Below are 25,765 nucleotides of genomic sequence, written 5' to 3' on the forward strand. Positions count from 1 at the left end.
TGCGGGAGCCCAGAGGGTGCTGGGCAAAAGCTGTGCGATTCCCATGGGGCTGTGGGTCCGCCATGAATCCCGGCGTATTGTTGACGATTTTGTCGGCACCGAATTACGTTCGCATGCGCAAGGCCAAGGAGCCCGCACACGAGAGGCAGCAAGGTGAAGCACAGGGCAGTGAAGCGCAGGACCGTGATCATGGGCATCGGCGCCACGGCCGGTGTCGCAGCAGTCGGCGGCATCGCCCTCAGCGCACAGGCGTCGAGCGACTCCTCGTCGGGCTCCTCCGGCTCCTCGGGCTCCCTGAAGTTCGACCCGGACGCGTACACGAAGCTGACGACGACCGTCACGGACACGGACGGCGACGACCACTCGGTGACGTACCACTTCTGGAAGGCGATCACCTATGTCGCCAACCCGGTGGACGAGACCTACCAGTCGCTCGTCGTCAGCGCCCCGGTCGAGATCGACGGCGAGACGGTCGACCCGACGAACGCGCCGATCCTGTTCGCCAACTCCGTCGGCGGGTACATGCCCTCCTCCGTGGCGGACGCCACCGGTGTCGGCGCCGGGGGCATGAGCGCCGGCGGCGGTGCCCCGAGCGGTGCGCCCACCGGCAGCGCCGCGCCCAGCGCCTCGGCCTCCACCACCTCCACCACCTCCACCACCTCCACCACCTCCACCACCTCCACCACCTCCACCACCTCCACCACCTCCACCGCGAACGGCAACACCAATGCCACCGGCGGCGCCACCGCCTCCAACCAGCTGCTGGCCCTGGCCGCCGGCTACGTGGTGGTCGAGCCCGGCGCCCGCGGCCGTACCCTCAAGAACTCCGACGGCGAGTACTACGGCACCGCCCCCGCCGCGATCGTCGACCTCAAGGCGGCCGTGCGGTACGTGAAGGCCAACCGCGGCCTCATCCCCGGCGACGTCGACCGGATCGTGTCGGCCGGCACCAGTGCGGGCGGCGCCCTGTCCTCGCTGCTCGGCGCCTCCGGCGACAGCCCGGTCTACGACAAGTACCTCAAGGAGATCGGCGCGGCCGACGCCTCGGACGCGATCTTCGCGACCGGCGCCTGGTGCCCGATCACCGACCTGGAGCACGCCGACGGCGCCTACGAGTGGAACTGGGGCTCCAACGTCACCCAGTCCACCGGCAAGGTCGTCGACCAGACCGTGTCGAAGGACCTGCGGGCCCAGTTCGCCGAGTACCAGGCGGCCCTGAAGCTGCGCGGTCTGGACGGCTTCGGCCCGCTGACCGCCCGCAACTACGACGAGTACCTGGTCAAGCAGTACCTGGAGCCGTCCGCCACCACCTACCTCGCCGCCCTGTCGGACTCGGACCGCGAGACCTACCTGGCCGCCAACACCTTCATCACCTGGTCCGGCGGCAGGGCCGCCTTCGGCTGGGACGACTACCTCACCCACGTCGGCGCCCGCAAGAAGACCACCCCCGCCTTCGACGCCTTCGACCTGTCCGCCGGCGAAAACAATGAGTTCGGAGCGGGTACGACCGAAAGCCGCCACTTCACGTCCTACGGCGCGAAGAATGACTCCACCGGTCTCAGCACCAAGCGGGTCGCGAGCGACGTCCCCGAGAAGCTGAACCTGATGAACCCGATGTACCACCTGGTGGAGAAGGTCAACGGCAAGCGCTCGAAGCACTGGTGGATCCGTCTCGGCACCAACGACACCGACACCTCGCACGTCATCTCCGCGAACCTGGCGGCCCGCCTGGACAACCTCGGCGACGACGTGAACCACCTCTACTACTGGGACCAGGGCCATGGCGCCAACACCGACCCGGGCGACTTCATCACCTGGATCGCCGAGGTGACGGGCTTCGGCAAGGGCAAGGGCAACAGCAGCGGCGACGGCACCGGCACCGGCACCGGCACCGGCAAGAAGGGCGAGCGGGACTGAGAAAACCGCCGCGGAAGTAAGAACCTCTCACAATCGAGATAGGCCCCTCACGACCGCGATAGCCTCCCCGAACGCGGTGTTCTTTTCCCGTCTGTCTAAGGAACACCGCCCACCCGCGCCGTCGGGCTCCCGCGCACCGGAGCCCGGCGGCGCGGGCCTTTTCCCACCCCTTCTCTTCCACTTCCGTTCAGATGAAGTGGGCTACGTCACAAGTCCCACTCACTTCTCCTACGGGTGTGATCAATCCGCAACCAATTCCGGTCTTGACCGAGACCCATCAACGTGGAGCGTGATTACGCTCCCGCCCATGGCCGTGTTTTCCCCCACCGTTTCGCCCGTCTACGTCATCGGCGCCGGCCCCGGAGGTCTCGCCGCCGCGTACGCGCTGCGAGCCCGGGGCATCCGCGCCGTCGTCCTGGAGAAGTCCGACGACGTCGGCTCCTCCTGGCGCCACCACTACGACCGCCTCCGTCTCCACACCACCCGCCGCCTCTCCGCCCTGCCCGGGCTGCCCATGCCGCGCCGCTTCGGCCGCTGGGTCTCCCGCGCCGACGTGGTGCGCTATCTGGAGAAGTACGCCGAGCACCACGAACTGGAGATCGTCACCGGCGTCGAGGTCTCCCGGGTGGAGCGCTCGCCCGACGGCACCGGCTGGCTGCTGCACGCCTCCGGCGGCCGGGAGCTGACCGGCTCGGCGGTGGTGGTCGCCACCGGCTTCAACCACACTCCGCGCATCCCCGACTGGCCCGGCCGGGCCACCTACGGCGGCCGGTTCCTGCACGCCGGCGAGTACCGGAACGCCGAGCCCTTCGCCGGGCAGGACGTCCTCGTCGTCGGCGCCGGCAACACCGGCGCCGAGATCGCCGTCGACCTGGTGGAGGGCGGCGCCGCCCGGGTACGGCTCGCGGTCCGCACGGTCCCGCACGTCGTGCGCCGTTCCACCGCCGGCTGGGCCGCCCAGTACAACTCGATCCTGGTACGACGCCTCCCGGTGTCCCTCGTCGACCGGCTGGCCCGCACGATGGCCAAGGTCAGCGTGCCCGACCTGGCCGCCCAGGGTCTGCCCCGCCCCGGCACCGGCCTCTACAGCCGGGTCGGGCAGGGCGCCATCCCGATCCTGGACGTCGGCCTCGTCGACGCGGTGCAGAAGGGGAAGGTGGAGATCGTGGCCGCCGTCGAAGGCTTCGAGGACGGCAAGGTCACCCTCGCCGACGGCACCCTCGTCTCCCCCGACACGGTGATCGCCGCGACCGGATACGTGCGCGCACTGGAGGATCTGGTCGGCCACCTCGACGTCCTCGACGACCGCGGCCACCCGGTCACCCACGGCCCCCGCACCCCGAAGAACGCCCCCGGCCTGTACTTCACCGGCTACACCAACCCCATCAGCGGCATGTTCCGGGAGATGGCGCTCGACGCGCAGAAGATCGCGAAGACCGTCGCGAGGCGACAGCGGACGACGTAGACCGAACGCCCCGAATGCCCCGGACGGCGTGGACGACGTAGACCGAACGCCCCGAACGCCCCGGACGGCGTGGGCGGCGTGGGCGGCGTGGCCCGAACTCCCCGGACGGCGTGGTGCGAGCACCCCCTTCCGGACGGCGAGCCCAGCACCGCTGGACGACATGGGGCGAACGCCTCCCGGACGGCGTACGGATCCTCAACCTCCTGACGTATGCGCCCCGTTGCTCATGTGACGGATGCGACCGGAGTTGTTTGTTACCGGCGGTAGCACATCCGCGTGCCCGAGCCCAGAATATGAGCCCTGCTCACCTTTCCGGCTCCACCCCTCTCGCTCATGACGGAGGACGCACGTGCCACGTGAAAGACAGCTCACCCCCGCGAGGTCCCTCTCCCGCCGCTCCCTCCTCGGCGGTGCCGCCGCCGGGGCGGCCGGCCTCACCACGGTCTCCGCCGGTACGGCCACGGCGGCCACCGAGGCCACCGAGGCCACCGCAGCCGCCTCGGCCGCCTCGGCCGCCTCCCGGACCGTCGACGTCGCGATCGTCGGCGGCGGCCTCGCCGGGCTCACCGCGGCCCGCGACCTGGTGGCCGGCGGCAGGTCGGTGGCCGTTCTGGAGGCCCGGGACCGGGTCGGCGGCCGGGTGGTGAACCTGGCGCTGGCGGGCGGCGGTCACACCGAGGGCGGCGGCGAGTTCATCGGCCCCACCCAGGACCGCATGAAGGCCCTCGCCGACTCCCTGGGGGTGGCGACCTTCGCCACCTACAACACGGGCGACAACCTCCTCTACAAGGACGGCAGGCGCACGCCCTACGACACCAGCGGCCTGCTCGGCTCGGTGCCGCCGGTCGACGCGGCCGGGCTCGCCAACGCGGCGATCGTGCAGTCCGAGCTGGACAGCATGGCCGCCCAGGTGCCGGTGAACGCGCCCTGGACCGCCGTCAAGGCCGCCGAGTGGGACAGGCAGACCTTCGAGAGCTGGCTGAACGCCCACGCGATCGTCCCGTCCGCCAAGTTCCTCCTGGACCTGGCCTGCACATCGATCTTCTCGGCCGAGCCCCGCGAACTCTCCCTCCTCTACGTCCTCTCCTACATCGCCGCCGCCGGCAACGAGTCCACCGCCGGCACCCTGGAGCGCCTCACGGACACCGCGGGCGGCGCCCAGGAGTCCCGCTTCGTCGGCGGCTCCCAGCAGGTCCCGATCAAGCTCGCCGCGGCTCTCGGCGACCGGGTGGTGCTGAGCGCTCCGGTGCGGTCGATCGTCGGGTCTGGCGGCTCGTACGTCGTCACGGCGGACGGCATCACGGTCAACGCGACCCGGGTCGTGGTCGCCGTGCCGCCCCCGCTGGCCGCCCGCATCACCTACGATCCGCTGCTGCCGGCCGCCCGCGACCAGCTCACCCAGCGGATGCCGATGGGCTCGATCGGCAAGGCGATCGCCGTCTACGACACCCCCTTCTGGCGGGCCGCCGGCCTCAACGGGCAGGCCGTCAGCGACTCCGGCGTGGTCCGCTCGACCTTCGACAACTCCCCGCCGGACGCCTCCTACGGGGCGCTGATGGGCTTCATCGAGGCCGACGAGATGCGGGCGTACGACGCGGCGAGCGTCGCCGACGTCAAGGCGGCCGTCCTGGCCGACTACGTCAACTACTTCGGGGACAAGGCCGGATCTCCCACCTCCTTCGTGCTGCAACGCTGGGACAATGAGGGCTTCTCACGGGGCGGCCCGGTGGCCTACGCGCCGCCCGGTGTGCTGACCGAGTACGGGGCCGCACTGCGCGAGCCGGTGGGCGGGATCCACTGGGCGGGGACGGAGACCGCCACGTTCTGGACGGGCTTCATGGACGGGGCGGTGCGGTCGGGCGAGCGGGTCGCGAAGGAGGTGCTGGCCGCCCTCGGCTGAGAAGACGGGCTGCTTTCGGTCTCAACTTTGCGTGCAGACCAGTTCCTGACGCAGTGTCAGTTCAGTAATCTGACACTGCGTCAGTTAATTGTGCTGTCACACAGGAGCGGGCGGAACGATGCTTGGATCAACCCACGGCACCCTCACCACCGACTCCCGCCGGGCCCGGGTTATCGCCTGCGGTGAGCAGCGACCCGGACCCGCCGTCCACGGCCGGACGGCCGACGCGGACGAGCAGGACGTCAGCGGACGGCCGCTGTACGCGGACGTACCGGATCTGGACAGGTTCTTCCGGCCCGAGTCCGTCGCCGTGATCGGCGCCTCGGACGCCGAGGGGCGGCCCAACACCGGTATCACCCGGCAGATCCTCGACTGGGCCGAGCGGGTCGGGGCCCGGGTCCACCCGGTGCATCCAACCCGGCCGTCGGTCTTCGGCATCGCCTGCGCTCCTTCCGTCGCCGACCTGCCCGAGCAGGTCGACCTCGCCGTGCTCCTGGTCGCCGACCCCCTTCCGGTGCTCGAGGAACTGGCCGAGACCAAGGTGAAGTTCGCCGTCGCCTTCGCCTCCGGGTTCGCCGAGACCGGCGAGGAGGGGGCGGCGGCCCAGGTCCGGCTCGCGGCCGCCGTACGCCGCTCCGGGCTGCGGCTGCTCGGCCCGAACACCAACCTGAACGCCTTCGAGCGCTTCCGGGACGACCTGGACGGACCGGCGATCGCGCTGATCACCCAGTCAGGACACCAGGGCCGGCCCGTCTTCGCCGCCCAGGAACTCGGCATCCGCCTCTCGCACTGGGCGCCCACCGGCAACGAGGCCGACCTGGAGACCGCCGACTTCATCTCCTACTTCGCCGAGCGCCCCGAGGTCGGCGCCATCGCCTGCTACGTCGAGGGCCTCAAGGACGGCCGCGCCTTCCTGCTGGCCGCCGACCGCGCGGCCCGCCGCAAGGTGCCGGTGGTCGCCGTGAAGGTCGGCCGCACCGAGGCCGGCGCGCGCACCGCCGCCTCCCACACCGGCAAGCTGACCGGTGCGGACGACGTGGTCGACGCGGCGCTGCGCCAGTACGGGGTGATCCGCGTCGACGGCCTCGACGAACTCCAGGACACCGCTGCCCTGCTGGCCCGGGCCCGGCCGCCACACGCCGACGGGGTGGTCGTCTATTCGATCTCGGGCGGCACGGGCGCGCACGCCGCGGACCTGGCGTCCGGGGCGGGGCTCCGGCTGCCGGTGCTGTCCGAGGCACGGCAGGCCGAGCTGCACCAGTGGATACCGGAGTACCTGAGCGTGGCCAACCCGGTCGACAACGGCGGTCATCCGGTGGGCGACTGGCGCGGCCGGAAGATCATCGACGCGATCCTCGCCGACCCGGAGGTCGGGGTGCTGATCTGCCCGATCACCGGCCCCTTCCCGCCGCTCAGCGACCGGCTCGTGCGGGATCTGGTCGACGCGGCCGAGGCGAGCGACAAGCTGGTGTGCGTGGTGTGGGGTTCGCCGGTCGGCACCGAACCCGCCTACCGCGAGGTCCTGCTGGGCTCCTCCCGGGTGGCCACCTTCCGCACGGTCGGCAACTGCCTCACCGCAGTCCGCGCCTACCTCGACCACCACCGCTTCGTCGGCGCCTACCACTCCCCCTTCGACGAGGCCCCGCGCACGCCCTCGCCCTCGTACCGCAAGGCGCTCGCGCTGATGCGGCCGGGGCAGCAGCTGAGCGAGCACGCGGCGAAACAGCTGCTGCGCGCGTACGGCATACGGGTGCCGCGCGAGCAGCTGGTGACCAGCGCGGCCGCCGCCGTGCGCGCGGCGGGGCTGGTCGGCTACCCGGTGGTGATGAAGGCGTCCGGCGCGCAGATCGCCCACAAGACCGAGCTGGGCCTGGTGAAGATCGGGCTGACCTCCGCCAGCCAGGTCCGCGACGCCTACCGGGAGCTCACCGACATCGCCCGCTACGAGGGCATCACCCTCGACGGTGTGCTGGTCTGCCAGATGGTCGAGCGGGGCGTGGAGATGGTGGTCGGGGTCACGCACGACGCCCTGTTCGGGCCGACGGTGACCGTCGGGCTGGGCGGGGTCCTGGTCGAGGTCCTGCACGACGCGGCCGTACGCGTGCCGCCGTTCGGCGAGGAGCAGGCCCGGGACATGCTCGCCGAACTGCGCGGGCGGGCCCTGCTGGACGGGGCCAGGGGGCGGCCGCCGGCCGACCTCGAGGCGCTCGTCGAGGTGATCCTGCGCGTCCAGCGGATGGCCCTGGAACTCGGCGACCAGCTCGCCGAACTCGACATCAACCCCCTGATGGTGCTGCCCGAGGGGCAGGGCGCGGTGGCGCTCGACGCGCTGACGGTGTGCCGCTGAGATGAACATGCCCAATTCCCCCCGAGAGCCGGTAAAGAACGACGAGCCGGAAATTTCCGTTGAGTCATTGGTACTGCACGCCACTGACAACCAGGTCGCGCAGATCACCCTCAACCGCCCCGAGGCCCTCAACGCCATCACCCCTGACCAGCGAGAACGCATCATCCAGCTGCTGTCCGAAGCGTCCGCGGACCCCTCGGTGCGGGCCGTGGTCGTCACCGGAACCGGCCGGGGTTTCTGCGCGGGCGCCGACCTCCGCGGCGGCGCCACGGCCGAACGCCTCCCCGGCGACGTGGCCCGCACCATCCGGCTCGGCGCCCAGCGTCTGGTCGGCGCCGTCCTCGACTGCGAGAAGCCGGTGATCGCGGCGGTCAACGGCACCGCCGCCGGCCTCGGCGCCCATCTCGCGCTCGCCTGCGACCTGGTCCTGGCCGCCGAATCCGCCCGCTTCATCGAGGTGTTCGTCCGCCGCGCCCTGGTCCCCGACGGCGGCGGCGCCTATCTCCTCCCCCGCCTGATCGGCCCGCACCGCGCCAAGGAGCTGATGTTCTTCGGCGACACCCTCTCCGCGCCGGAAGCCGAGCGGCTGGGCCTGGTCAACCGGGTCGTACCGGACGAGGAGTTGGCCAAGACGGCACGGGACTGGGCCGTCCGGCTCGCCACCGGTCCCACGCGCACCCTCGCCCTGACGAAGCAGCTGGTCAACGCGTCCCTGGACAGCGACCGGGCAGCCTCCTTAGCGGCCGAGTCCGCCGCCCAGGAGATCAACATGACGACGCAGGACGCCCAGGAGGGCCTGCGGGCCTTCGTGGAGCGCAGAAGCCCGGAGTTCCGTGGCCGGTGAGCCCGACCGACCGGCCGGCCGTCCACCCGACGGCAGCCGGTCACCCGGCCGTCCGCCCGAGAATCGCAGCGTACGAAGCAGGCGTACGACGTCCGGCACCGACCTTCCCATCTGACGTGCCGTCAGCTTCAATGAACGGATGATGGGACACGCAGGGGCGGCCGCGGCCGCTGTCCGCTACCTCAGGTCGGCCCCCTCACCGGGGCCCGTGGAGGCGTTGCCGCGCCCGGAGTTGCGGTGTGTGCGCGCGGACGAGCGGGCGCCGGTCGACCCGACGGAGTTCCGGCGGGTACTGGGGAACTTCGCGACCGGAGTGACCGTTGTCACCGCACCGGCCGCCGAAGGCGAACCCTCCCCCGCCGGTTTCGCCTGCCAGTCCTTCTCCTCCCTCTCCCTCGACCCGCCGCTGATCTGCTTCATGGTCGGCCGTACGTCGGCCACCTGGCCGCGCATCGCCCGCGCGGGCGTCTTCTGCGTCAACGTCCTCGGCGCGGGCCAGGGCGAGCTGTGCCGTGCCTTCGCGGTGAGCGGCGCGGACAAGTTCGCGGGGGTCGCGTACGACACGGCCCCGGTGTCCGGCGCGCCCCGCCTGACCGGCGCCGCCGCCTGGATCGACTGCGCGATCCACGCGGTGCACACGGGCGGCGACCACCTGATCGTGGTGGGCCGGGTGAACGCGCTGGGCGCGGGCGGCGATCCGGAGCAGGCGCCGCTGCTGTTCCACCGGGGGCGGTTCACCGGGCTCGGAACGGACGGCTAGAGGTCTCCCGCTAAACGCCCAGGGCGGGCATCACGACCGCCGGCCGGCGCCGGATCACCAGGGCCATCAGGGCCGCCGCCGCGCACAGGGCACCGGAGGCGTACCAGACCATGTCGTACGTGCCGAAGGCGTCGCGGGCGACACCGCCGAGGAAGGCGACGAGGGCCGCGCCGATCTGGTGGGAGGCGAGGACCCAGCCGAAGACGATGGCGCTGTCCTCGCCGTAGTGCTCCCGGCACAGGGCCAGCGTGGGCGGGACGGTGGCGACCCAGTCGAGGCCGTAGAAGACGATGAAGAAGATCATCGGAGGGTGGATGGCGGGGCCCAGCAGCATCGGCAGGAAGAGGAGGGAGAGGCCGCGCAGGGCGTAGTAGACGGCGAGCAGCCGGCGGGCCTCGAAGCGGTCGGTGAACCAGCCGGAGGCGATCGTGCCGACGACGTCGAAGACGCCGATGACCGCGAGCAGCGAGGCCGCCGTGGTGACCGGCAGGCCGTGGTCGTGGGCGGCGGGCACGAAGTGGGTCTGGACCAGGCCGTTGGTGGAGGCGCCGCAGATCGCGAAGGTACCGGCGAGCAGCCAGAAGGGCCCGGTGCGCACGGCGGAGCGCAGCACCCCGACCGTCCGGCGCGCGGCTCCGGTGACCGGCGCCGGCTTCGGTACGAAGTCCGCCGCGCCGTACGGCTTCAGGCCCACGTCGGCCGGGTGGTCGCGCAGCAGCAGCCAGACGAAGGGGACGACCGCGAGGGCGGCGAGGGCGACGGTGACGGCGGCCGGCCTCCAGTCGTACCGCTCGACCATCCAGGACAGCAGCGGCAGGAAGATCAGCTGGCCGGAGGCGGAGCCGGCGGTGAGGATGCCGCTGACCAGGCCGCGCCGCGTGGTGAACCAGCGGTTGGTGACCGTGGCGGCGAAGGCGAGGGCCATCGAGCCGGAGCCGAGGCCGACCAGCAGGCCCCAGCACAGCAGCAGTTGCCAGGCCGCCGTCATCCACACGGTCAGGCCCGAGCCGACCGCGATCACGGTCAGGGCCACGGCCACCACCCGGCGGATGCCGAAACGATCCATCAGAGCGGCCGCGAACGGCGCGGTGAGCCCGTACAGCGCGAGGTTGACGGAGACCGCCGCGCCGATCGTGCCGCGCGACCAGCCGAACTCCTGGTGCAGGGGGTCGATGAGCAGGCCGGGCAGGGAGCGGAAGGCGGCCGCACCGATGATCGTGACGAAGGTGACGGCGGCGACGAACCAGGCGCGGTGGATGCGCGGTGAGCGAGTGGTCGGCTTCGGGTCCTCGACGGCTGCTGCGGCTTCGCTTGTCTGGGTCACGCCATAAAGCTTCGGCCGAGCGGCCCGTTCCATCGAGTGGCCCGGAGGACAGCATTCGCTAGAATCGGGCCATGACCAGTGACCCCGGCTTCCGCCCGCACCGAGTGGTCGTCCTCGCCCTGGACGGTCTGCTCCCCTTCGAACTGGGCATCCCGCACCGCATCTTCGGCCGGCCCAAGGACGCGCGGGGACGGCACCTGTACGAGGTCGTGACCTGCTCGGTCCGATCACCGGGAGCGGTCGAGACCGACGCCGACTTCGCGGTCCACGTGCCGAACGGCCCGGAGGCGCTGGCCACCGCCGACACGGTGGTCATCCCGGCGTCGTACGAGCTGGGCCCGGTCTTCGAGCAGGGCGTCCTCACCCCCGAACTGGCCGCCGCCCTCGCCCTCATCCGCCCCGGCACCCGCCTCGCCTCCATCTGCACCGGCGTCTACGTGCTGGCCGCCGCCGGTTACCTGGACGGCCGCCCGGCGACCACGCACTGGGCCGAAGCCGACCATCTCCAGCGGCTGTTCCCCCAGGTCAAGGTGGACGCGGACGTCCTGTTCATCGACGACGGGGACGTGCTGACCTCCGCCGGGGTGGCCGCGGGCATCGACCTGTGCCTGCACATGGTCCGCCGCGACCACGGCACGGCCGTCGCCAACGACGTGGCCCGCCGTACGGTCGTACCCCCGCACCGGGACGGCGGCCAGGCCCAGTACATCCACCGGCCGGTCCCCGACCCGCAGGTCGCCGGCACCACGAGTGCTCGCGCCTGGGCCCTCGCCCGCCTGCACGAGCCCCTCCAGCTGCGGGACATGGCCGAGCAGGAGGCCATGTCGGTACGGACCTTCACGCGCCGCTTCCGCGAGGAGACCGGCATCAGCCCCGGCCAGTGGCTCACTCAGCAGCGCGTCGAACGCGCCCGTCACCTCCTGGAGTCCACCGAGCTCTCGATGGACCAGGTGGCCCGGGACGCCGGCTTCGGCACGGCCCAGTCGATGCGGCAGCACCTACAGGCAGCGCTCGGTGTCACCCCGACCGCCTACCGCCGGACCTTCCGCACCGCCACCGGCGAAGCCCGGCGCCCCGGCATCGCCGAAAGCCTCCGCTGACCTCCCGGCCCGCCGTCTCTCACCCCACCAGCCGATCCCGCTGAGCACCAGGGTCACGCCGACTCCGGCCAGGACGGCCGTGGACGGCGCCACCACCCGCAGCAGCGCACCGGCGAGGGAACCGGTCGCCGCGTAACCGGCGCCCGCGGCCGCGTACATGACGGAGTAGCCGGCGGCGTGGGCGCGCGACGGGAGCGCCTCGCGCAGCGACAGGTTGCGGGTGAGCATCGCGGCCGACTGGAGCATGCCTCCGACGACGAGCGCGGACGCGATCCCCGCCGTGCGCGGTATCAGGGCCGCGAGCGTCACACAGCACGCCATGCCGGTCGTCAGCACCAGGCTGTGGGTGCGCAGCCGTCCTGGCCAGCCGCGCAGGCCGTGCAGGAACGCGCCGAGCCCGCCGCCCACCGCCATCCCGGTCAGCAGCGGCCCCGACCAGCCGACCCCGATCCCGCGCTGTTCCAGCAGGGCGGGCAGCACGAGTTCGGACAGCCCGAGCAGGGTCAGGCTCGCCGCGCCCGTGACGTACACCGGCCAGGCGCCGGCCAGCACCCGCGCCAGGGGTGTGTCCGACCGCCCGTCCGTGCCCCAGGCCGCCGGGAGGAGCCACAGCGCGGCCACCGAGGAGGCCATGAGAGCGGCCGCGAGCCGCAACGGGACGCCGGGGGCGACGCCGAGGGCCAGCCCGGCCACCGCGGCCGGGGAGAGCGCCCACACGGCGGCCGTCACCATCGACTCGACGGACAGCGCCTGCGCCGCCGAGCGCTCCGGGACGAGGTGGGTGAGCAGGGTGCGCAGGCCGCCGGTGGCGGCGGCCGGTGCGGCACCGGCGACGAACGCGAGGACGGCGAGTACGGCCGGGTGGGCGTCCGGGAACATGCCGAGCCCGGCGAATCCGGCCGCGCCGGTGGCAAGGCCGGCGGCCAGGTGCGCGCGGGCCCGCCCGGGGCGCAGCCGCAGCCCGAGCACGGGGGCGCCCACGATCTCGCCGATCACATAGGCCGCCGCGAGCAGCGCGCCCAGCGAGTAGCCGCCGGGGCGCTCACGCACCAGGAACACCAGGGCCAGCGGGGCCATGGCGACCGGCGTACGGGCACCCACGGCGGTACCGGCCCAGATCAGGACCTGCTTGGACGCGACGTCACGGTAGGTCATGGGACGACGGTAGGGGGGTGCGCCGACAACGCCGAGGGAGTTTTCCCGCCGCTGTGGACAACCCGCCCCACCCGCTCCCTAGAACGTCAGCACCCCCCGTGCCACCCGCCCCGCCTCCGCGTCGGCGCGGGCCTTCTCGAAGTCCTCCGCCGGGTAGGTCTCGGTCACCAGCTCGTCGAGCATCAGGCGCCCCTGGCGGTACAGCTCGGCGTACAGGGCGATGTCCCGCTGGGGGCGGGAGGAGCCGTAGCGGCAGCCGAGGATGGACTTGTCGAGGAACATCGAGGCGACGACGAAGGACGCCTCGGCGGTGGCGGCGGGCGTGCCGAGGAGGACGGCCTGGCCGTGCCGGTCCAGGAGGTCGACGGCCTGCCGGACCAGTTCGACCCGGCCGACGCACTCGAACGCGTGGTCCACGCCGGTCGGCAGCAGGTCCTTGACGCCGTCCGTCGAGGTCAGGAAGTCGGTGGCGCCGAACTGCCGGGCCACCTCCTCCTTGGCCGGGTTGGCGTCCACGGCCACGATCCGCAGCGCTCCCGCTATCCGGGCGCCCTGGATGACGTTGAGCCCGATCCCGCCGGTGCCGATGACCAGCACGGTGTCGCCGAGGTCGACGCGGGCGCGGTTCAGTACGGCGCCCACCCCGGTCAGGACGCCGCAGCCGATGAGGGCGGCCGAGGTCAGCGGGATGTCCTTCGGAATCCGTACCGCCTGCACGGCCTTGACGACCGTCCGTTCCGCGAAGGCCGAGTTGGACGCGAACTGGTAGACGGCCCGGCCGCCGCGTGTGAACGGCTTCTGCGGCCGCCCTATGGCCTTCCGGCACATGGTGGGCCGCCCACGGTCACAGTCGGCGCAGGCACCGCAGTTGGCCAGCGTGGACAGCGCGACATGGTCGCCGGGCGCGACATGGCTGACCCCCACACCGACCGCCTCCACCACCCCGGCACCCTCATGTCCGAGCACCACGGGAACGGGGAAGGGTATGGTCCCGTCCACCACGGACAGATCGCTGTGGCACAGCCCGGCCGCCGCGACGGAGACCAGCACCTCCCCGGCCCCCGGCTCCCGTACGTCCAGATCGTCGACGACCTGCACCTGTTTCCCGTCGAACACCACTCCGCGCATCACGACTCGACCCCCTTCGGTTCCCTCGGCAGACCGAGCACGCGCTCGGCGATGATCGTGCGCTGCACCTGGTCCGAGCCGCCGTAGACGGTGTCGGCCCGGGAGAAGAGGAACAGGTGCTGGGCGGCGTCCAGTTCGTACGGCGCGGCGGCCGACCAGTCGGCCGGGCCGACGCTCGCGCCGGCGCCCCGCACCAGCACGGCGAGCTCCCCGAGCCGCTGGTGCCAGCCGGCCCACAGCAGCTTGGCCACGCTGGGCGCACCGGGCTCGGCGGCCGAGTTCCCCAGCGTCCGCAGGGCGTTCCACCGCATCACCCGCAGCTCGGCCCACTGCCGCACGAGCCGCGCCCGTACGACGGGATCGTCGACGGCCCCGCTCTGCACGGCGTCCCGCACCACCCGTCCCAGTTCCTCGGCGAACCCGATCTGCTGGGCGAGGGTCGAGACCCCGCGCTCGAAGCCGAGCAGGCTCATGGCCACGCGCCAGCCGTTGCCCTCGCCGCCGACGACATGCTCCACGCGCGCGTGCGCCCCGTCGAAGAAGACCTCGTTGAAGTCGCTGGTGCCGGTCAGCTGGCGGATGGGGCGGACCTCTATGCGGCCCGGCTGGTCCATGGGCACGAGCAGGAAGCTGAGTCCGTGGTGGCGCCGCGAGCCGGGTTCGGTCCGCGCGAGCACGAAACACCAGTCGGCCTCGTGCGCGAGCGAGGTCCAGATCTTCTGCCCGGTGATGCGGTAGCCGTCCGCCTCGCGTACGGCGGCGGTCCGCACGCCGGCGAGGTCGGAACCGGCGCCGGGCTCGCTGTACCCCTGGCACCACAGCTCCTCGCCGGCGGCGACGGGCGGCAGGAAGCGCGCCTTCTGCTCCTCGCTGCCATGGGCGATGAGCGTCGGGGCGAGCAGGTTCTCCCCGATGTGCCCGGAACGCGGGGGCGCGGCCGACCGGGCGTACTCCTCGGCCCAGACGACCTGCTGGGTGAGCGTGGCGGTCCGGTTCCCGTACCCGCCCTCCGCCCACCCGAGCCCGACCCACCCGGCGGCCCCGAGAGCGCGCTCCCAGCCGCGCCGCTCCACATCGCCCTTGGCATGCGCATCGAGCCAGTCCCGGACTTCACGGCGAAACGCCTCGTCCTCCGGCGCGAAGCCGAACTCCACGGTGACCTCCAGAAAAACGTCGGGGTTAGGGCCGTATGCAGAGCGGGCCGACAGCACCGGTGAACGCCGGCGGGTGCAACCCCCTGAGGGGCGCGGGGAACTGCGCGAGCAACCACGACGGCGCCGCAGTCGCCCGCACCCCGCAGCCCGCAACGGCGAGCAGGCGCCCGGCCCACCCCTTCAGGCGTTCGGCCGGTTTCCCGCCCGCGCCGCCGTCTCCATCGCCGCGAGCCGTTCCAGCATCGGCATCGGATCCGCCCCCACGCTCCCCGGCAGCACCTGCGCGATCCGCTCGGGTGTCCAGGAGCCCCCTTCGGCGTACGCGGCGCGCAGTTCCTTCGGCTGGGCCCAGACCGCGATCTTCGGGCCGGCCACCGTGTACACCTGCCCGGTGATGTCCGCGTCCCGCGCGGCGTCCGACAGCAGGTAGACCACGAACGCCGCGACGTCCTCCGGTTCGCCGATCTCCGTCAGTTCCGTCGGCACCCCGGCCGACATCCGGGTCCGGGCCACCGGCGCCACCGCGTTCGCGGTCACCCCGTACTTGTGCAGGCCCAGCGCGGCACTGCGCACCAGCGAGATGATCCCGCCCTTCGCCGCGCTGTAGTTGGCCTGCGAGACCGAGCCCTGGTGGTTGCCGCTGGTGAAGCCGATCAGCGTGCCGGCGCGCTGGGTGCGCATCACCGCCGACGCCGCCCGGAACACCGTGAACGTGCCTTTGAGGTGGGTGGCGACCACCGGGTCCCACTCCTCCTCGGTCATGTTGAACAGCATCCGCTCGCGCAGGATCCCGGCCACGCACACGACCCCGTCGAGGCGGCCGTACGACGACAGTGCCGTGTCCACGACCCGCTGCCCGCCCGCCATCGTGGAGATGTCGTCGGCCACCGCGACCGCGTCCCCGCCGGCCGCCTCGATCTCCTTGACGACGGCCTCGGCGACCTCGCTGGCGGGTGATCCGCCGTCGACCGAGACGCCGTAGTCGTTGACGACGACCTTCGCCCCTTCGGCCGCCGCTCCCAGCGCGACCGCCCGTCCGATCCCGCGCCCCGCACCCGTCACGGCGACGACCTTGCCTGCCAAGAAGTTCCCCACGCCCGGCCCCTTCCCGCGGTTTCTGACGGTCCGTTAGATTCTATGGCGCGTCGGATGCGCGGACACAAGCCCCGGGGAGGAACCGGATGACACTGCCTACAGCCCATTCGGCGTTCCATGACATCGCCAAGCGCGTCAACAACTGGGGCCGCTGGGGCGCCGACGACGAGATCGGCACGCTGAACCTGATCACCGACGAGGTGGTGCGGGAGGCGGCGGCGACCGTCCGGACCGGCCGCCGCGTCCCGCTCGCCCTGCCGCTCCGGCAGGACGGCGTGCAGACCGGCATGATCCCGGGACGGGTCAACCCCCTGCACTCCATGGTGCAGATCAACCAGGAGCTCTTCGGCCCGGGGACGGTGGCGTGCAGCGACGACGCCGTGACCATGGGGTTGCAGGCCGGCACCCACTGGGACGCGCTCACCCATGTCTCGCACTCGGGAAAGCTCTACAACGGCCGCCCGGCGGGGACCGTCACCGCGCACGGCGGTGCCGAGTTCGGCGGGATCGACAAGGCGCGGCACATCGTCTCGCGCGGGGTGCTGCTGGACGTGGCACGCGCGCGTGGCGTGGCGCGGCTGGCGGGCGGCCATGCGGTCACGCCCGAGGATCTCGACGCGGCGGAGGAGCTGGCCGGGACCACGGTCCGCGCGGGTGACATCGTGCTGGTGCGGACCGGGCAGGTGCAGGTGTATCTGGCCGGGGACAAGCACGGGTACGGCTATCCGTCGCCGGGCCTGTCGGTGCGCACCCCGGAGTGGTTCCACGCGCGCGATGTGGCCGCCGTCGCCAACGACACCCTCACGTTCGAGATCTTCCCGCCCGAGATCGAGGACCTGTGGCTGCCCGTGCACGCCCTGGACCTGGTGGAGATGGGGATGCTGCAGGGCCAGAACTGGAATCTCGAAGAGTTGTCCACAGCCTGTGGAGAAACCGGCCGGTACGCGTTCCTGCTGTCGGCGATGCCGGAGCCGTTCGTCGGCGCGACGGGCAGCCCGGTCGCCCCGGTGGCCGTGCTCTGAGGTCCGCGGGCGGCCGTGTTCTGAAGTCCGCGGGCGGCCGTGTTCCGACAGTCCGCGGACGGCCGTTCCCCGAGGCCCGCGCGCCGTCGCCGCCCGAGGCCGGTGTCACGCCGAGACCGGCGTGACACCGCCCCTCCCCCATTCCCCCTGAATACCGGACGGCTGCGCGCACCGGCCCGCCCCGAGCCCAGTCCCGCACGCCTCCGTCCGGCTCGACCCACGCTCGACGAGGGTGTCCGTCCCCTCGCCGTCCCCTCGCGGCGAATCGCAGACCTCAAGCGTGAGCACGTGGTCACAAGGCGTCAACACCCGTTCGGGGTTTTAGGACTTATGCCCCGGTTCATCATGGGCGCGCACGGATGCATTCCCCGGCGCATCACCGCACACCGGGATCACACCGCCTCGAACGCCAGCCCCTCGAACGAGGCCAGCCCGCCTCCGTACGCCACCGCAGCACCCTGCCGGGGTTCCGCACACCGGTCGAGTTCGCACCAGATGCGCTTGCCGGCGCCTTCGGGGCTCCAGCCCCAGCGGTCGGCGAGCCCGTCGACGAGAGCGAGTCCGCGGCCGCCGGTCGCGTCACTGTCGACGCACCGCGGTACGGGCGCGCGGTCGCTGCTGTCGGCGACCTCCAGCCGTACGGTGGCCGACTCCTCGGCGTCTCCGCGGTCCGCGCCCGGCAGCGAGAGCCGGAGCACGGCGGGGCAGCCGGTGTGCACCACGGCGTTGGTGACCAGCTCGGAGACGAGCAGGATCAGCGTCTCGGCCAGCGGCTCGTCCACCGCTATGCCGGACCCGGCGAGGCGCGAGCGCGCCCACCTCCTGGCCCGTCCCACCTCCGCGGGGTCGGGCCGGATCTCCAGCTGCACTTGAAGCACCTGCACCGCTCACACCATCCGAACCGGCGGACACATGAACCCGCGCCGAGCGAGCGCCACGACCAGGACCGCGACGACAAAGACGGCGAGGGCCACGATCGTAGCCATTTTCTGCATGGCCAGAACAACGGCCAGAGCAAGGGTCACGGAACGTGATTCCCTTACGAGACAGCATGGTTGACGTACAGTCACCCCAACAAGCGCTTCGGGCATATTCCAACGCGAAGGATTACGCGTACGGCATACTGTGCGACGCTCGCTGCGGGGAGTCGAACAGGTGGGGGCACAAGCCCTTACCACCCTGCGAGCGGGGGTACGCACCACGAGCCGCGGGGCCGCTTCGACGGCACCGCCGGCATGGCTCGTCCTCGGAACCACTCGCATCCCACAGAAGGTACCCGAGGGGACACCCGACTCCAGGCCGTGACGAGTCACGCGTTGGACACAACCCGATATCAACGCTCCGTGATCGCGGTGTGCCACGATCCGCGACACCCCGGTCACCCGAACCCCGAATGCGCAGACCAGAGCCGTTTCGAACGCTCACCCGAGCAACTCGGCGGCGAGCATCTCCTCACTCTCCGTGTTCCCTCCGCCACGCTGAGCCCGCAGCCAGGCCCTTTTCATGTGCAGATGCACCTCCGCCTCCCAGGTGAAGCCCATCCCGCCGTGCACCTGGAGACAGTCCCGGGTGCCGCGCACGGCGGCCTCGTCGGCGAGCAGCCGGGCCGCCGCGATGTCCACCGGGTCGGCGGTCACGGCGGCCGCGTAGACCGCCGCACGCGCGGTCTCGGCGCGCACCAGCATCTCGGCGCACAGATGCTTGACCGCCTGGAACGCCCCGATGGGCTGCCCGAACTGTTCGCGGGTCCGCGCGTGTTGCACGGCGAGCTCGCACGCGCGCGTGGCGGTGCCGAGCTGCTCGGCGGCGGTCAGGAGTACGGCGACCGGGTCGGGGGCGGTGGCCGCCGCCCCCGGCACCCGGTGCAGGGGCGTCAACGGGTCCACGGAGCGCAGCGGTACGGCGCCCGACGCGTCCCCGCGTACGACGTCGGCCTCGGCCAGCCACTCCACCAGGCCGCCGTCCACGCGGGCCACCACGGCCTCCCCGGTGGCCGCGCCTGGCACGTCGGCCGCCGCGAGGTGGGTGGCCGCCAGCGGGCCGGTCAGCAGGGCCCGGCCCGCCTCCTCGAAGACCAACACCGCCTCGGGCAGCCCGAGTCCGACCCCGCCGTCCGCCTCCGGCAGCCGCAGCGCGAAGAACCCGGCCGCCCCCAGCTCCCGCCACAGATCCCGGTCCAGGCCGGGCGCGCCGACCGCCGCCCGCAGCGCCGCGCCGTCGAACCGGCGTGCGAGCAGCTCCCGCATTCCGTCCCGCAACGCCTTCTGGTCGTCGCTGAGTTGAAAGCGCATGCCCGCTCACCGCCCCTTCGGCAGCCCGAGGATCCGCTCGGCCACGATGTTCCGCTGGATCTGCGAGGTCCCGGCCGCGATGGTGTACGAGAGGGAGGAGAGCCGGTCGAGGACCCACGGCCGGTCCAGGTCGAGGGCGTCCGGGCCGAGCACGGCGGCGGCCGCGTCGTACAGCTCCTGGCGGGCGTGCGAGTAGCGCAGTTTGAAGACCGAGCCGCCGACGCCGGGCACGCCCCTGCCCTCCGCCTCGCTGACGTTCCACTGGGTCAGCCGCCACAGCGCCCGGAACTCGGCGTTCAGCCGGCCGAGGCGGCGGCGCAGCACCGGGTCGTCCCAGGTGCCGTTCGCACGCGCGGCGCGCGCGAGGTCGCCGAGCACCCGGCGGCAGGCGACGACCTCGCCGACGAAGGCGGTGCCGCGTTCGAAGGAGAGGGTCACCATGGTGACGCGCCAGCCGTCGTTCTCGGCGCCCACCCGGTTGGCCGCGGGCACCCGCACCTCGTCGAGGAACACCTCGGCGAACTCGGCGGACCCGGCGAGCGTGCGCAGCGGCCGTACGGTGATGCCCGGCGCGGTCATGGGCATGGCCAGCCAGCTGATGCCCTGGTGCCGGGGCGCCTCCGGGTCCGTGCGGACCAGCAGCTCGCACCAGTCGGCGACCTCCGCGTGCGAGGTCCAGATCTTGGCGCCGCTCACCACGTAGTCGTCCCCGTCGCGCCACGCGCGCGTGCGCAGCGCCGCCAGGTCGGAGCCGGCGCCCGGTTCGCTGAAGCCCTGGCACCACACCTGGTCGCCGCGCAGGATCGGCGCCAGCCAGCGCGCCCGCTGCTCCTCGGTGCCCTCGGCGGCGATGGTGGGGCCCGCGTGCAGCAGACCCACGAAGTTGGCGCCGACATAGGGCGCGCCGGCCCGCTCGGTCTCCTCGAGGAAGATCAGCCGCAGGGTGGGGGACGCGTCCCAGTGGACGTCGGCGTACCCGGCGTCGTACAGCGTCCGCTGCCAGCCGAGGTCGTAGGCGCGGCGGCCCGGCCAGTCCTCGGGCCGCGGCTTCGGCGGCAGGCCGGGGAGCACCTTGGCGAGCCACTCCCGCAGCCGCGCCCGGAAGTCCTCCTCCTCGGGTGTGTACGACAGATCCACCGGCAGACACCCCCACGGAGCTGATGGTTCGTCAGATCTCGCAGGCTAGCCCCGCACCCCTGGACCGGCAAGGTGCCAGGACCTACGATCTGACGACTCGTCAGTTCCGCTGGCAGGGGGACTCCATGAACGCCACCGCACACGAACTGAGCGCCTCCCGAACGCTCTGGGACCTGGTCGCCCGCCGCGCCGAACTCACCCCCGGCGGGCCGGTGTTCCTCCAGGGCGACCGCACGCTGTCCTTCGGCGCCCTGCGCGCGCGTGCCGAACGCGCGGCGGCCGGCCTTTACGGCATGGGCGTGCGCCCCGGCACGGTCGTCGCCTGGCAGCTGCCCACCCGTATCGAGACGGCCGTACTGTCCTTCGCGCTGGCCAGGCTCGGTGCCGTCCAGTCGCCCGTCATCCCCTTCTACCGGGACCGCGAGGTCGGCTTCGCCCTGCGCGAGTCCCGGGCCGAGTTCTTCGCCGTACCGGGCGTGTGGCGCGGCTTCGACCACACGGAGATGGCCCGGCGGCTGGGCGCGAAGGGGGTCTTCGAGGCGTACGGCGAACTGCCCGACGGCGATCCGGCCGTGCTGCCCGCCCCGCCCGCCGAGGGCACCTCCGTCCGGTGGATCTACTGGACCTCGGGAACCACCTCGGACCCCAAGGGCGTTCTCCACACGGACCGTTCACTGATCGCGGGCGGTTCGTGCCTGGCGCACGCGCTGCGGCTCACGGCGGCCGACGTGGGCTCGATGGCCTTCCCGTACGCGCACATCGCGGGCCCCGACTACACGGTGATGCTGCTGCTGTACGGCTTCCCGGCGGTCATGTTCGAGCAGTTCGCGCTGCCGGACGCACTCCCGGAGTACCGCAGGCACGGGGTGACGGTGGCGGGCGGGTCGACGGCGTTCTACTCGATGTTCCTGGCGGAGCAGCGCAAGGAGCCGGGGGTTCCGGTGATCCCCTCGCTGCGGCTGCTGGCCGGCGGCGGGGCGCCCAAGCCGCCGGAGGTGTACCACGCGGTGGTGCGCGAGATGGGGGTGCAGCTGACGCACGGGTACGGCATGACCGAGGTGCCGATGATCACGATGGGGGCGCCGGACGACACGGCGGAGAACCTGGCGACGACCGAGGGGAAGCCGCCGGAGGGGATGGAGATACGGATCGCCGCGGGCGGTGAGGTGCGGTTGCGCGGGGAGGCGGTGTGCCAGGGATATCTGGATCCGGCGCAGACCGCCGAGGCCTTCGACGGGGAGGGGTTCCTGCGGACCGGCGACCTCGGGCAGCTGACCGCGAGCGGTCACCTCGTCCTCACCGGCCGCCTCAAGGACGTGATCATCCGCAAGGGCGAGAACATCTCGGCGAAGGAGATCGAGGATCTGCTCGCCGCGCATCCGGCGGTGGGCGACGCGGCGGTGGTGGGGCTGCCGGACGCGGAGCGCGGGGAGCTGGTGTGCGCGGTGGTCGAACAGCCGCCGGGGGCGGCCGCGTTGACGCTCCCGGAGGTGGTGGCGTACCTGCGGGCGGAAGGGCTGTCGGTGCACAAGCTGCCGGAGCGGCTGGAGGTGGTGGACGCCCTTCCGCGCAACGAGACCCTGCGCAAGGTGCTCAAGTACCGGCTGCGCGACCGCTTCTCGACGGCGTCCGCGCCGGGGAGTACTACTCCGGGATCGTGAAGTAGCGGGCGAACGCCGGGACGATCTCCGCCTCCGCGACCTTCCCGTCGCCGTCGATGTCGAGGCCGGCCGCGACCGCCTGCGCGACCTCCGGCGGGACCCCGAGGACGCGCAGCACGCGCACGGTGTCGGTGACGGTCGCGGTGCCGTCGCCCGCGGTGTCCGCGAGGGCGAGGGCCGCGTGCAGGAAGGGGCGGGCGATCTCGCCGAACCGGTCGGGGTTGTCGTGCAGCCGCTTGACGGCGCCGCTCACGAACTCCTCGCGGGTGATGCGCTGGTCGCCGTCCCGGTCGGCCATGCCGGCCATGCCCTGCCAGAAGGCCTCCGCGCCCGCGTAGAGGGCCTGGCCCTTGTCGGAGCGGGCGGGGGTGCCGAACTCGGCGAGCAGCGCCTTGGCCGCCGTGTTGAAGTCCTCGCGGTCGATCGAGCCGTTGCCGTCCTGGTCGAAGGTTGCGAACCGGGCGCCGATCCGTCGCTCGTACTCGGTGCTGACCATGTGTGTTCGGGCCGCCTTACGTGACGTGGGGGTTCCTCTCGCAGGGAGCGTACGACGCGCGCGGCGGCCGGGAGCAGGAAAACGACCCTTGTGCCAAGACCGGAGGAATTCTGCGACAACAATGTGGCACTGCCGTGATCGTCGGCCATGGAGGGCGCGTCGCGGTCGCCGGGCCGCCGGCCTGGGAGGGTGCGGGCCCGCTATGCCGAGAGCGGGCCCTCCTCGTCGCTGACCGCGCTGTCCATGTCGGGGTACACGTCGAACAGCCGTCGTACGCCGAGGGCGCCGAGGACCCGGTTGACGTGAGAACCGTCACTCGCACCCTGGGCGGGCAGTATCAGCCGCAGCCGGCCCCGGCAGGAGCGGATCAGGCGGCGGGCCGCGATGAGGACGCCGACCCCGCTGGAGTCGCAGAAGAAGACGTCGGAGAGGTCGAGGACCAGGCTGTGGTGGCCCTCGGCGACCACGTCGTGCACCCGCTGGCGCAGCACCGGCGAGGTCACCAGGTCCAGTTCGCCCGACACCCCGAGCACGGCCCACTCACCCTGTTCGACGTCGGTCACCTTGAAAGCCACGGCTCAGCCCTTCGCTCGCCGGATCTCCGGAACCGCCCGGAAACGGAGCCAGTTCCTTCGCTTCTTTTCGCGCGGCTGCCCAGCGGCCGTTCCCCGAAACCCTGGATGACAAACGAGCGGCGATCGGCAAGGGTCTTGTTTCGGTCACCCGCGATCCTGTTCGATCAGAAACCGAAGGGGCGCCCGGGCACGGCCGTGGCACCGGAGAAGCGTCCCGAGGGGCGCACTGACCAGCGCACGGAGAGGCGACGGAGGAGCACCGAAGGGTCTTTACCACTCGCGATCCCTCAGGGGGCGCGCATTGCCATAAAGGGGCGTGCGTTGCCGGACGTGCCGACTACATTCGAGGAGACGGTGGAGACACGCTGGATACGGGCACGGGGAGGGGGCCGCATGGCGAAGAAGGACGTACCGCCCCGCTGGGACCGCAAGATGCAGCAGCGGCTCGCGCGCGGCGAGGCCGCCGCCCTCGGCGAGCTCTACGACCGCTTCGCCTCGCTCGTGCACGGCCTGGCCCACCGCGTCCTCGGGGACGAGCGGGCCGCCGACTCCATAACCCGCGAGGTCTTCGCCCATGTCTGGGAGCATCCGGACGCCTACGACCCCAGGCAGGGCCCGCTGCGCTCCTGGGTCGCCGCGCTGACCCACCGGCTCGCCGTGCAGCGCCTCAGGGCCACCGAGACCGCCGCGCTCACCCCGGGCGACACCGGCGCGGAGGCCACGGAGGAGCTGGAGCGCAAGGTGCGGCGCGCCTCCGTCGCCGCCCGCGCGGACTACATCGTGCACTCCATGCCGACCCCGCTGCGCGCCGCCCTGGACCTCGCCTACTTCCAGCGCCGTGACTACCGCCAGACCGCGGTGGACCTGGGCGTCACCGAGGACGAGGCCCGCCGCCGGCTGCGCCTCGGCCTGCAACTGCTCTCCACCGCGCACGACGCCGGGAGACCGCGCGGGTACGGAGGTGCGGTGTGACCGGCGCCGACCCCTTCGACGCGCACGACGGCACCGGCGCCGACCCCTTCGACGCGCACGACGGCACGGGCTCCGGCGACGGAGCCGGCGGCGTGCCGCGCGACGGCGGCGGCGCGCCGGGCGGGCCGCCGCGCATCCCGCTGCCCCGGGCCTCCGTCGAGGACGGCGGACAGCCGCTGCCCGACCTCGACGCCCTGCCGCCGGTACCGCTGGAGTTGCCGCACGACGTCCTGAAGTCGCTGCTCGGCGCGTGGGCGCTGGCCGCCTGCTCGACCGCGGAGGCCCTCGCCGTCGAGATCCACCTCGGCGACTGCGGGGCCTGTGCGGACGAGGCACGGCGGCTGCGCGAGGCGGTCGGCCTGCTGCACCAGCCGGAGAGCCTCGACCTCGACCCCGGCCTGCGCACCCGCGTCCTGGAGGCCTGCCTGGACCGCCGGCCGCCGCGCATCCCGATCCCCGAGTGGGCGGCACCCTACGACGCCGAGACCGCCCGCCTGGACGCCCTGCTCCAGGACATCGGCGACGCGGAGTGGCACGCACCGGTACGGCTGCGCTGGTTCGACGGCGCGGCGCCGACGAGCCGCCGTACGACGGTCGCCGGGGTCATCGCGCACCTGCTGTCCGTCGACGGCCTGGTGGCGAGGGCGCTCGGCCTCGACGACCCCCTGGGGGAGGTGCCCGCACAGGACCCCGCCGCCCGCACCGAGGCCTTCTGGCAGGCCTCGTACTTCCCGCCGACCCGTGCGGTACGGAGTCCCTGGCGGGAGCAGAGCCACCGGCTCGTGCAGACCGTCTCCTTCACCGGCGGCGGCGCCGGGCGCCTCGGGGTGTCGTACGGCGACTTCGCGCTGCCGTTGCACGACGCGATGCTGGACCGCGCCTTCGAGTGCTGGGTGCACGGGGAGGACATCGCGGAGGCCGTGGACTACCCCTACGGGCCGCCGGCCCCGAGGCACCTGCACAGGATGATCGACCTCGCGGCACGGATGCTTCCCGCTGCGCTGGCGGCGCGCCGGCAGGCGGGGCTGGCGGCGCCCGGGCCGACCCCGCACCTGGTCCCTGCGGGACAGCCCGGCCGCAGCCTGCGGCTGGAGATCGAGGGCCACGGCGGCGGCGAGTGGCTGATCCCGCTGGACTCGCCGGGGGCGGTGGGCTCGGAGGAGTTCGAGGTGGCGCACGTGGCACTGGACGACGTGGAGTTCTGCAGGCTGGCCGCGGGCCACGTTCCTCCGGAGGATGCGGCGGCGGGTCAGCTGGGGGACCGGGGAGCGATCAGGGACGTGTTGTTCGCGGCGGCGAGCCTGAGCCGGATGTAGGGGTTGGTGCGGTCGTACGGCGACCGCGGGTGGTTCGTGGCTGATCGCGCAGTTCCCCGCGCCCCTGGAAAAGACGGGGCTGCGCCCCGCTTTTGGCTTTTAGGGG

General features: G+C 72.5%; 22 protein-coding genes. 11 read left to right on the top strand and 11 right to left on the bottom strand.

Going from position 1 to position 25,765, the window contains the following annotated elements:
* Positions 1–189 precede the first annotated feature (189 nt).
* The 6 genes from ACFWXC_RS43325 to ACFWXC_RS43350 all read left to right on the top strand — a co-directional run bounded on the left by ACFWXC_RS43325 (position 190) and on the right by ACFWXC_RS43350 (position 9,233).
* Complete coding sequence (locus ACFWXC_RS43325; protein WP_384488090.1) at positions 190–1,917, top strand: subtype B tannase; 1,728 nt, start codon at positions 190–192, stop codon at positions 1,915–1,917.
* Between the two features lie 307 nt (positions 1,918–2,224).
* A complete protein-coding gene (locus tag ACFWXC_RS43330; RefSeq protein ID WP_384488052.1) occupies positions 2,225–3,382 on the top strand; it encodes a flavin-containing monooxygenase in 1,158 nt (385 codons plus the stop codon).
* Between the two features lie 349 nt (positions 3,383–3,731).
* On the top strand, positions 3,732–5,282 hold the full coding sequence (locus ACFWXC_RS43335; RefSeq protein ID WP_384488054.1) for a flavin monoamine oxidase family protein: 1,551 nt from the start codon (positions 3,732–3,734) through the stop codon (positions 5,280–5,282).
* 118 nt (positions 5,283–5,400) lie between these two features.
* On the top strand, positions 5,401–7,629 hold the full coding sequence (locus ACFWXC_RS43340) for an acetate--CoA ligase family protein (RefSeq protein WP_384488056.1): 2,229 nt from the start codon (positions 5,401–5,403) through the stop codon (positions 7,627–7,629).
* Between the two features lie 7 nt (positions 7,630–7,636).
* Positions 7,637–8,473: an enoyl-CoA hydratase/isomerase family protein gene (locus ACFWXC_RS43345; RefSeq protein ID WP_384488058.1), complete on the top strand. Its 837-nt coding sequence runs from the start codon at positions 7,637–7,639 to the stop codon at positions 8,471–8,473.
* Between the two features lie 142 nt (positions 8,474–8,615).
* A complete protein-coding gene (locus ACFWXC_RS43350) occupies positions 8,616–9,233 on the top strand; it encodes a flavin reductase family protein (RefSeq protein ID WP_384488092.1) in 618 nt (205 codons plus the stop codon).
* Positions 9,234–9,243: 10 nt separating this feature from the next.
* On the opposite strand, the gene ACFWXC_RS43355 is transcribed toward ACFWXC_RS43350, so the two are convergent.
* Entirely contained in the window at positions 9,244–10,557 is a 1,314-nt protein-coding gene (locus ACFWXC_RS43355) for an MFS transporter (protein ID WP_384488060.1), read from the bottom strand.
* Positions 10,558–10,628: 71 nt separating this feature from the next.
* Here ACFWXC_RS43355 and ACFWXC_RS43360 point away from each other — a divergent pair, with 71 nt between their 5' ends.
* A complete protein-coding gene (locus ACFWXC_RS43360; protein WP_384488062.1) occupies positions 10,629–11,657 on the top strand; it encodes a GlxA family transcriptional regulator in 1,029 nt (342 codons plus the stop codon).
* Here ACFWXC_RS43360 and ACFWXC_RS43365 read toward each other — a convergent pair.
* From ACFWXC_RS43365 to ACFWXC_RS43380, 4 genes are all read right to left on the bottom strand, one after another.
* Positions 11,556–12,812 carry an MFS transporter gene (locus ACFWXC_RS43365; RefSeq protein ID WP_384488064.1) on the bottom strand — a complete coding sequence of 419 codons (1,257 nt, stop codon included), beginning with the start codon at positions 12,810–12,812 and terminating at the stop codon, positions 11,556–11,558. The genes ACFWXC_RS43360 and ACFWXC_RS43365 overlap by 102 nt on opposite strands.
* A gap of 78 nt (positions 12,813–12,890) precedes the next feature.
* Positions 12,891–13,940 (bottom strand): Zn-dependent alcohol dehydrogenase, encoded by a 1,050-nt coding sequence (locus ACFWXC_RS43370; RefSeq protein WP_384488066.1) that lies wholly within the window; start codon positions 13,938–13,940, stop codon positions 12,891–12,893.
* Positions 13,940–15,094 carry an acyl-CoA dehydrogenase family protein gene (locus ACFWXC_RS43375; RefSeq protein WP_384488068.1) on the bottom strand — a complete coding sequence of 385 codons (1,155 nt, stop codon included), beginning with the start codon at positions 15,092–15,094 and terminating at the stop codon, positions 13,940–13,942. The genes ACFWXC_RS43370 and ACFWXC_RS43375 overlap by 1 nt, the downstream gene beginning before the upstream one ends.
* Positions 15,095–15,274: 180 nt before the next feature.
* Positions 15,275–16,189, bottom strand: a complete 915-nt coding sequence (locus tag ACFWXC_RS43380) for an SDR family NAD(P)-dependent oxidoreductase (RefSeq protein WP_384488070.1) — start codon at positions 16,187–16,189, stop codon at positions 15,275–15,277.
* An 86-nt stretch (positions 16,190–16,275) separates the two neighbouring features.
* On the opposite strand from ACFWXC_RS43380, the gene ACFWXC_RS43385 reads away from it, so the two are divergent.
* Positions 16,276–17,211: a cyclase family protein gene (locus ACFWXC_RS43385; protein ID WP_384488072.1), complete on the top strand. Its 936-nt coding sequence runs from the start codon at positions 16,276–16,278 to the stop codon at positions 17,209–17,211.
* Between the two features lie 392 nt (positions 17,212–17,603).
* On the opposite strand, the gene ACFWXC_RS43390 is transcribed toward ACFWXC_RS43385, so the two are convergent.
* The 4 genes from ACFWXC_RS43390 to ACFWXC_RS43405 all read right to left on the bottom strand — a co-directional run bounded on the left by ACFWXC_RS43390 (position 17,604) and on the right by ACFWXC_RS43405 (position 20,639).
* On the bottom strand, positions 17,604–18,080 hold the full coding sequence (locus ACFWXC_RS43390; protein WP_384488094.1) for an ATP-binding protein: 477 nt from the start codon (positions 18,078–18,080) through the stop codon (positions 17,604–17,606).
* A gap of 18 nt (positions 18,081–18,098) precedes the next feature.
* The gene (locus tag ACFWXC_RS43395) at positions 18,099–18,236 is read right to left on the bottom strand and encodes a hypothetical protein (RefSeq protein ID WP_351737254.1); all 138 of its coding nucleotides are present in this window, start codon (positions 18,234–18,236) and stop codon (positions 18,099–18,101) included.
* A 396-nt stretch (positions 18,237–18,632) separates the two neighbouring features.
* Entirely contained in the window at positions 18,633–19,502 is an 870-nt protein-coding gene (locus ACFWXC_RS43400) for an acyl-CoA dehydrogenase family protein (protein WP_384488074.1), read from the bottom strand.
* 6 nt (positions 19,503–19,508) lie between these two features.
* On the bottom strand, positions 19,509–20,639 hold the full coding sequence (locus ACFWXC_RS43405; RefSeq protein ID WP_384488076.1) for an acyl-CoA dehydrogenase family protein: 1,131 nt from the start codon (positions 20,637–20,639) through the stop codon (positions 19,509–19,511).
* Between the two features lie 125 nt (positions 20,640–20,764).
* On the opposite strand from ACFWXC_RS43405, the gene ACFWXC_RS43410 reads away from it, so the two are divergent.
* Positions 20,765–22,300, top strand: a complete 1,536-nt coding sequence (locus ACFWXC_RS43410; RefSeq protein WP_384488078.1) for a class I adenylate-forming enzyme family protein — start codon at positions 20,765–20,767, stop codon at positions 22,298–22,300.
* Here the strand turns inward: ACFWXC_RS43410 and ACFWXC_RS43415 are convergent.
* Together ACFWXC_RS43415 and ACFWXC_RS43420 are read right to left on the bottom strand one after the other, a co-directional pair.
* A complete protein-coding gene (locus ACFWXC_RS43415; RefSeq protein WP_384488080.1) occupies positions 22,284–22,796 on the bottom strand; it encodes an EF-hand domain-containing protein in 513 nt (170 codons plus the stop codon). The two genes, ACFWXC_RS43410 and ACFWXC_RS43415, sit on opposite strands and share 17 nt — an antisense overlap.
* Positions 22,797–22,996: 200 nt before the next feature.
* On the bottom strand, positions 22,997–23,371 hold the full coding sequence (locus ACFWXC_RS43420; RefSeq protein ID WP_384488082.1) for an STAS domain-containing protein: 375 nt from the start codon (positions 23,369–23,371) through the stop codon (positions 22,997–22,999).
* Positions 23,372–23,764: 393 nt separating this feature from the next.
* Between ACFWXC_RS43420 and ACFWXC_RS43425 the strand changes: the two genes are divergently transcribed.
* Positions 23,765–24,343 carry a sigma-70 family RNA polymerase sigma factor gene (locus ACFWXC_RS43425; protein ID WP_384488084.1) on the top strand — a complete coding sequence of 193 codons (579 nt, stop codon included), beginning with the start codon at positions 23,765–23,767 and terminating at the stop codon, positions 24,341–24,343.
* A complete protein-coding gene (locus ACFWXC_RS43430; RefSeq protein ID WP_384488086.1) occupies positions 24,340–25,659 on the top strand; it encodes a maleylpyruvate isomerase N-terminal domain-containing protein in 1,320 nt (439 codons plus the stop codon). The genes ACFWXC_RS43425 and ACFWXC_RS43430 overlap by 4 nt, the downstream gene beginning before the upstream one ends.
* The last annotated feature ends 106 nt before the right edge of the window (positions 25,660–25,765 follow it).

It is taken from the genome of Streptomyces sp. NPDC058683 (assembly GCF_042716195.1).
Taxonomy (GTDB): domain Bacteria; phylum Actinomycetota; class Actinomycetes; order Streptomycetales; family Streptomycetaceae; genus Streptomyces.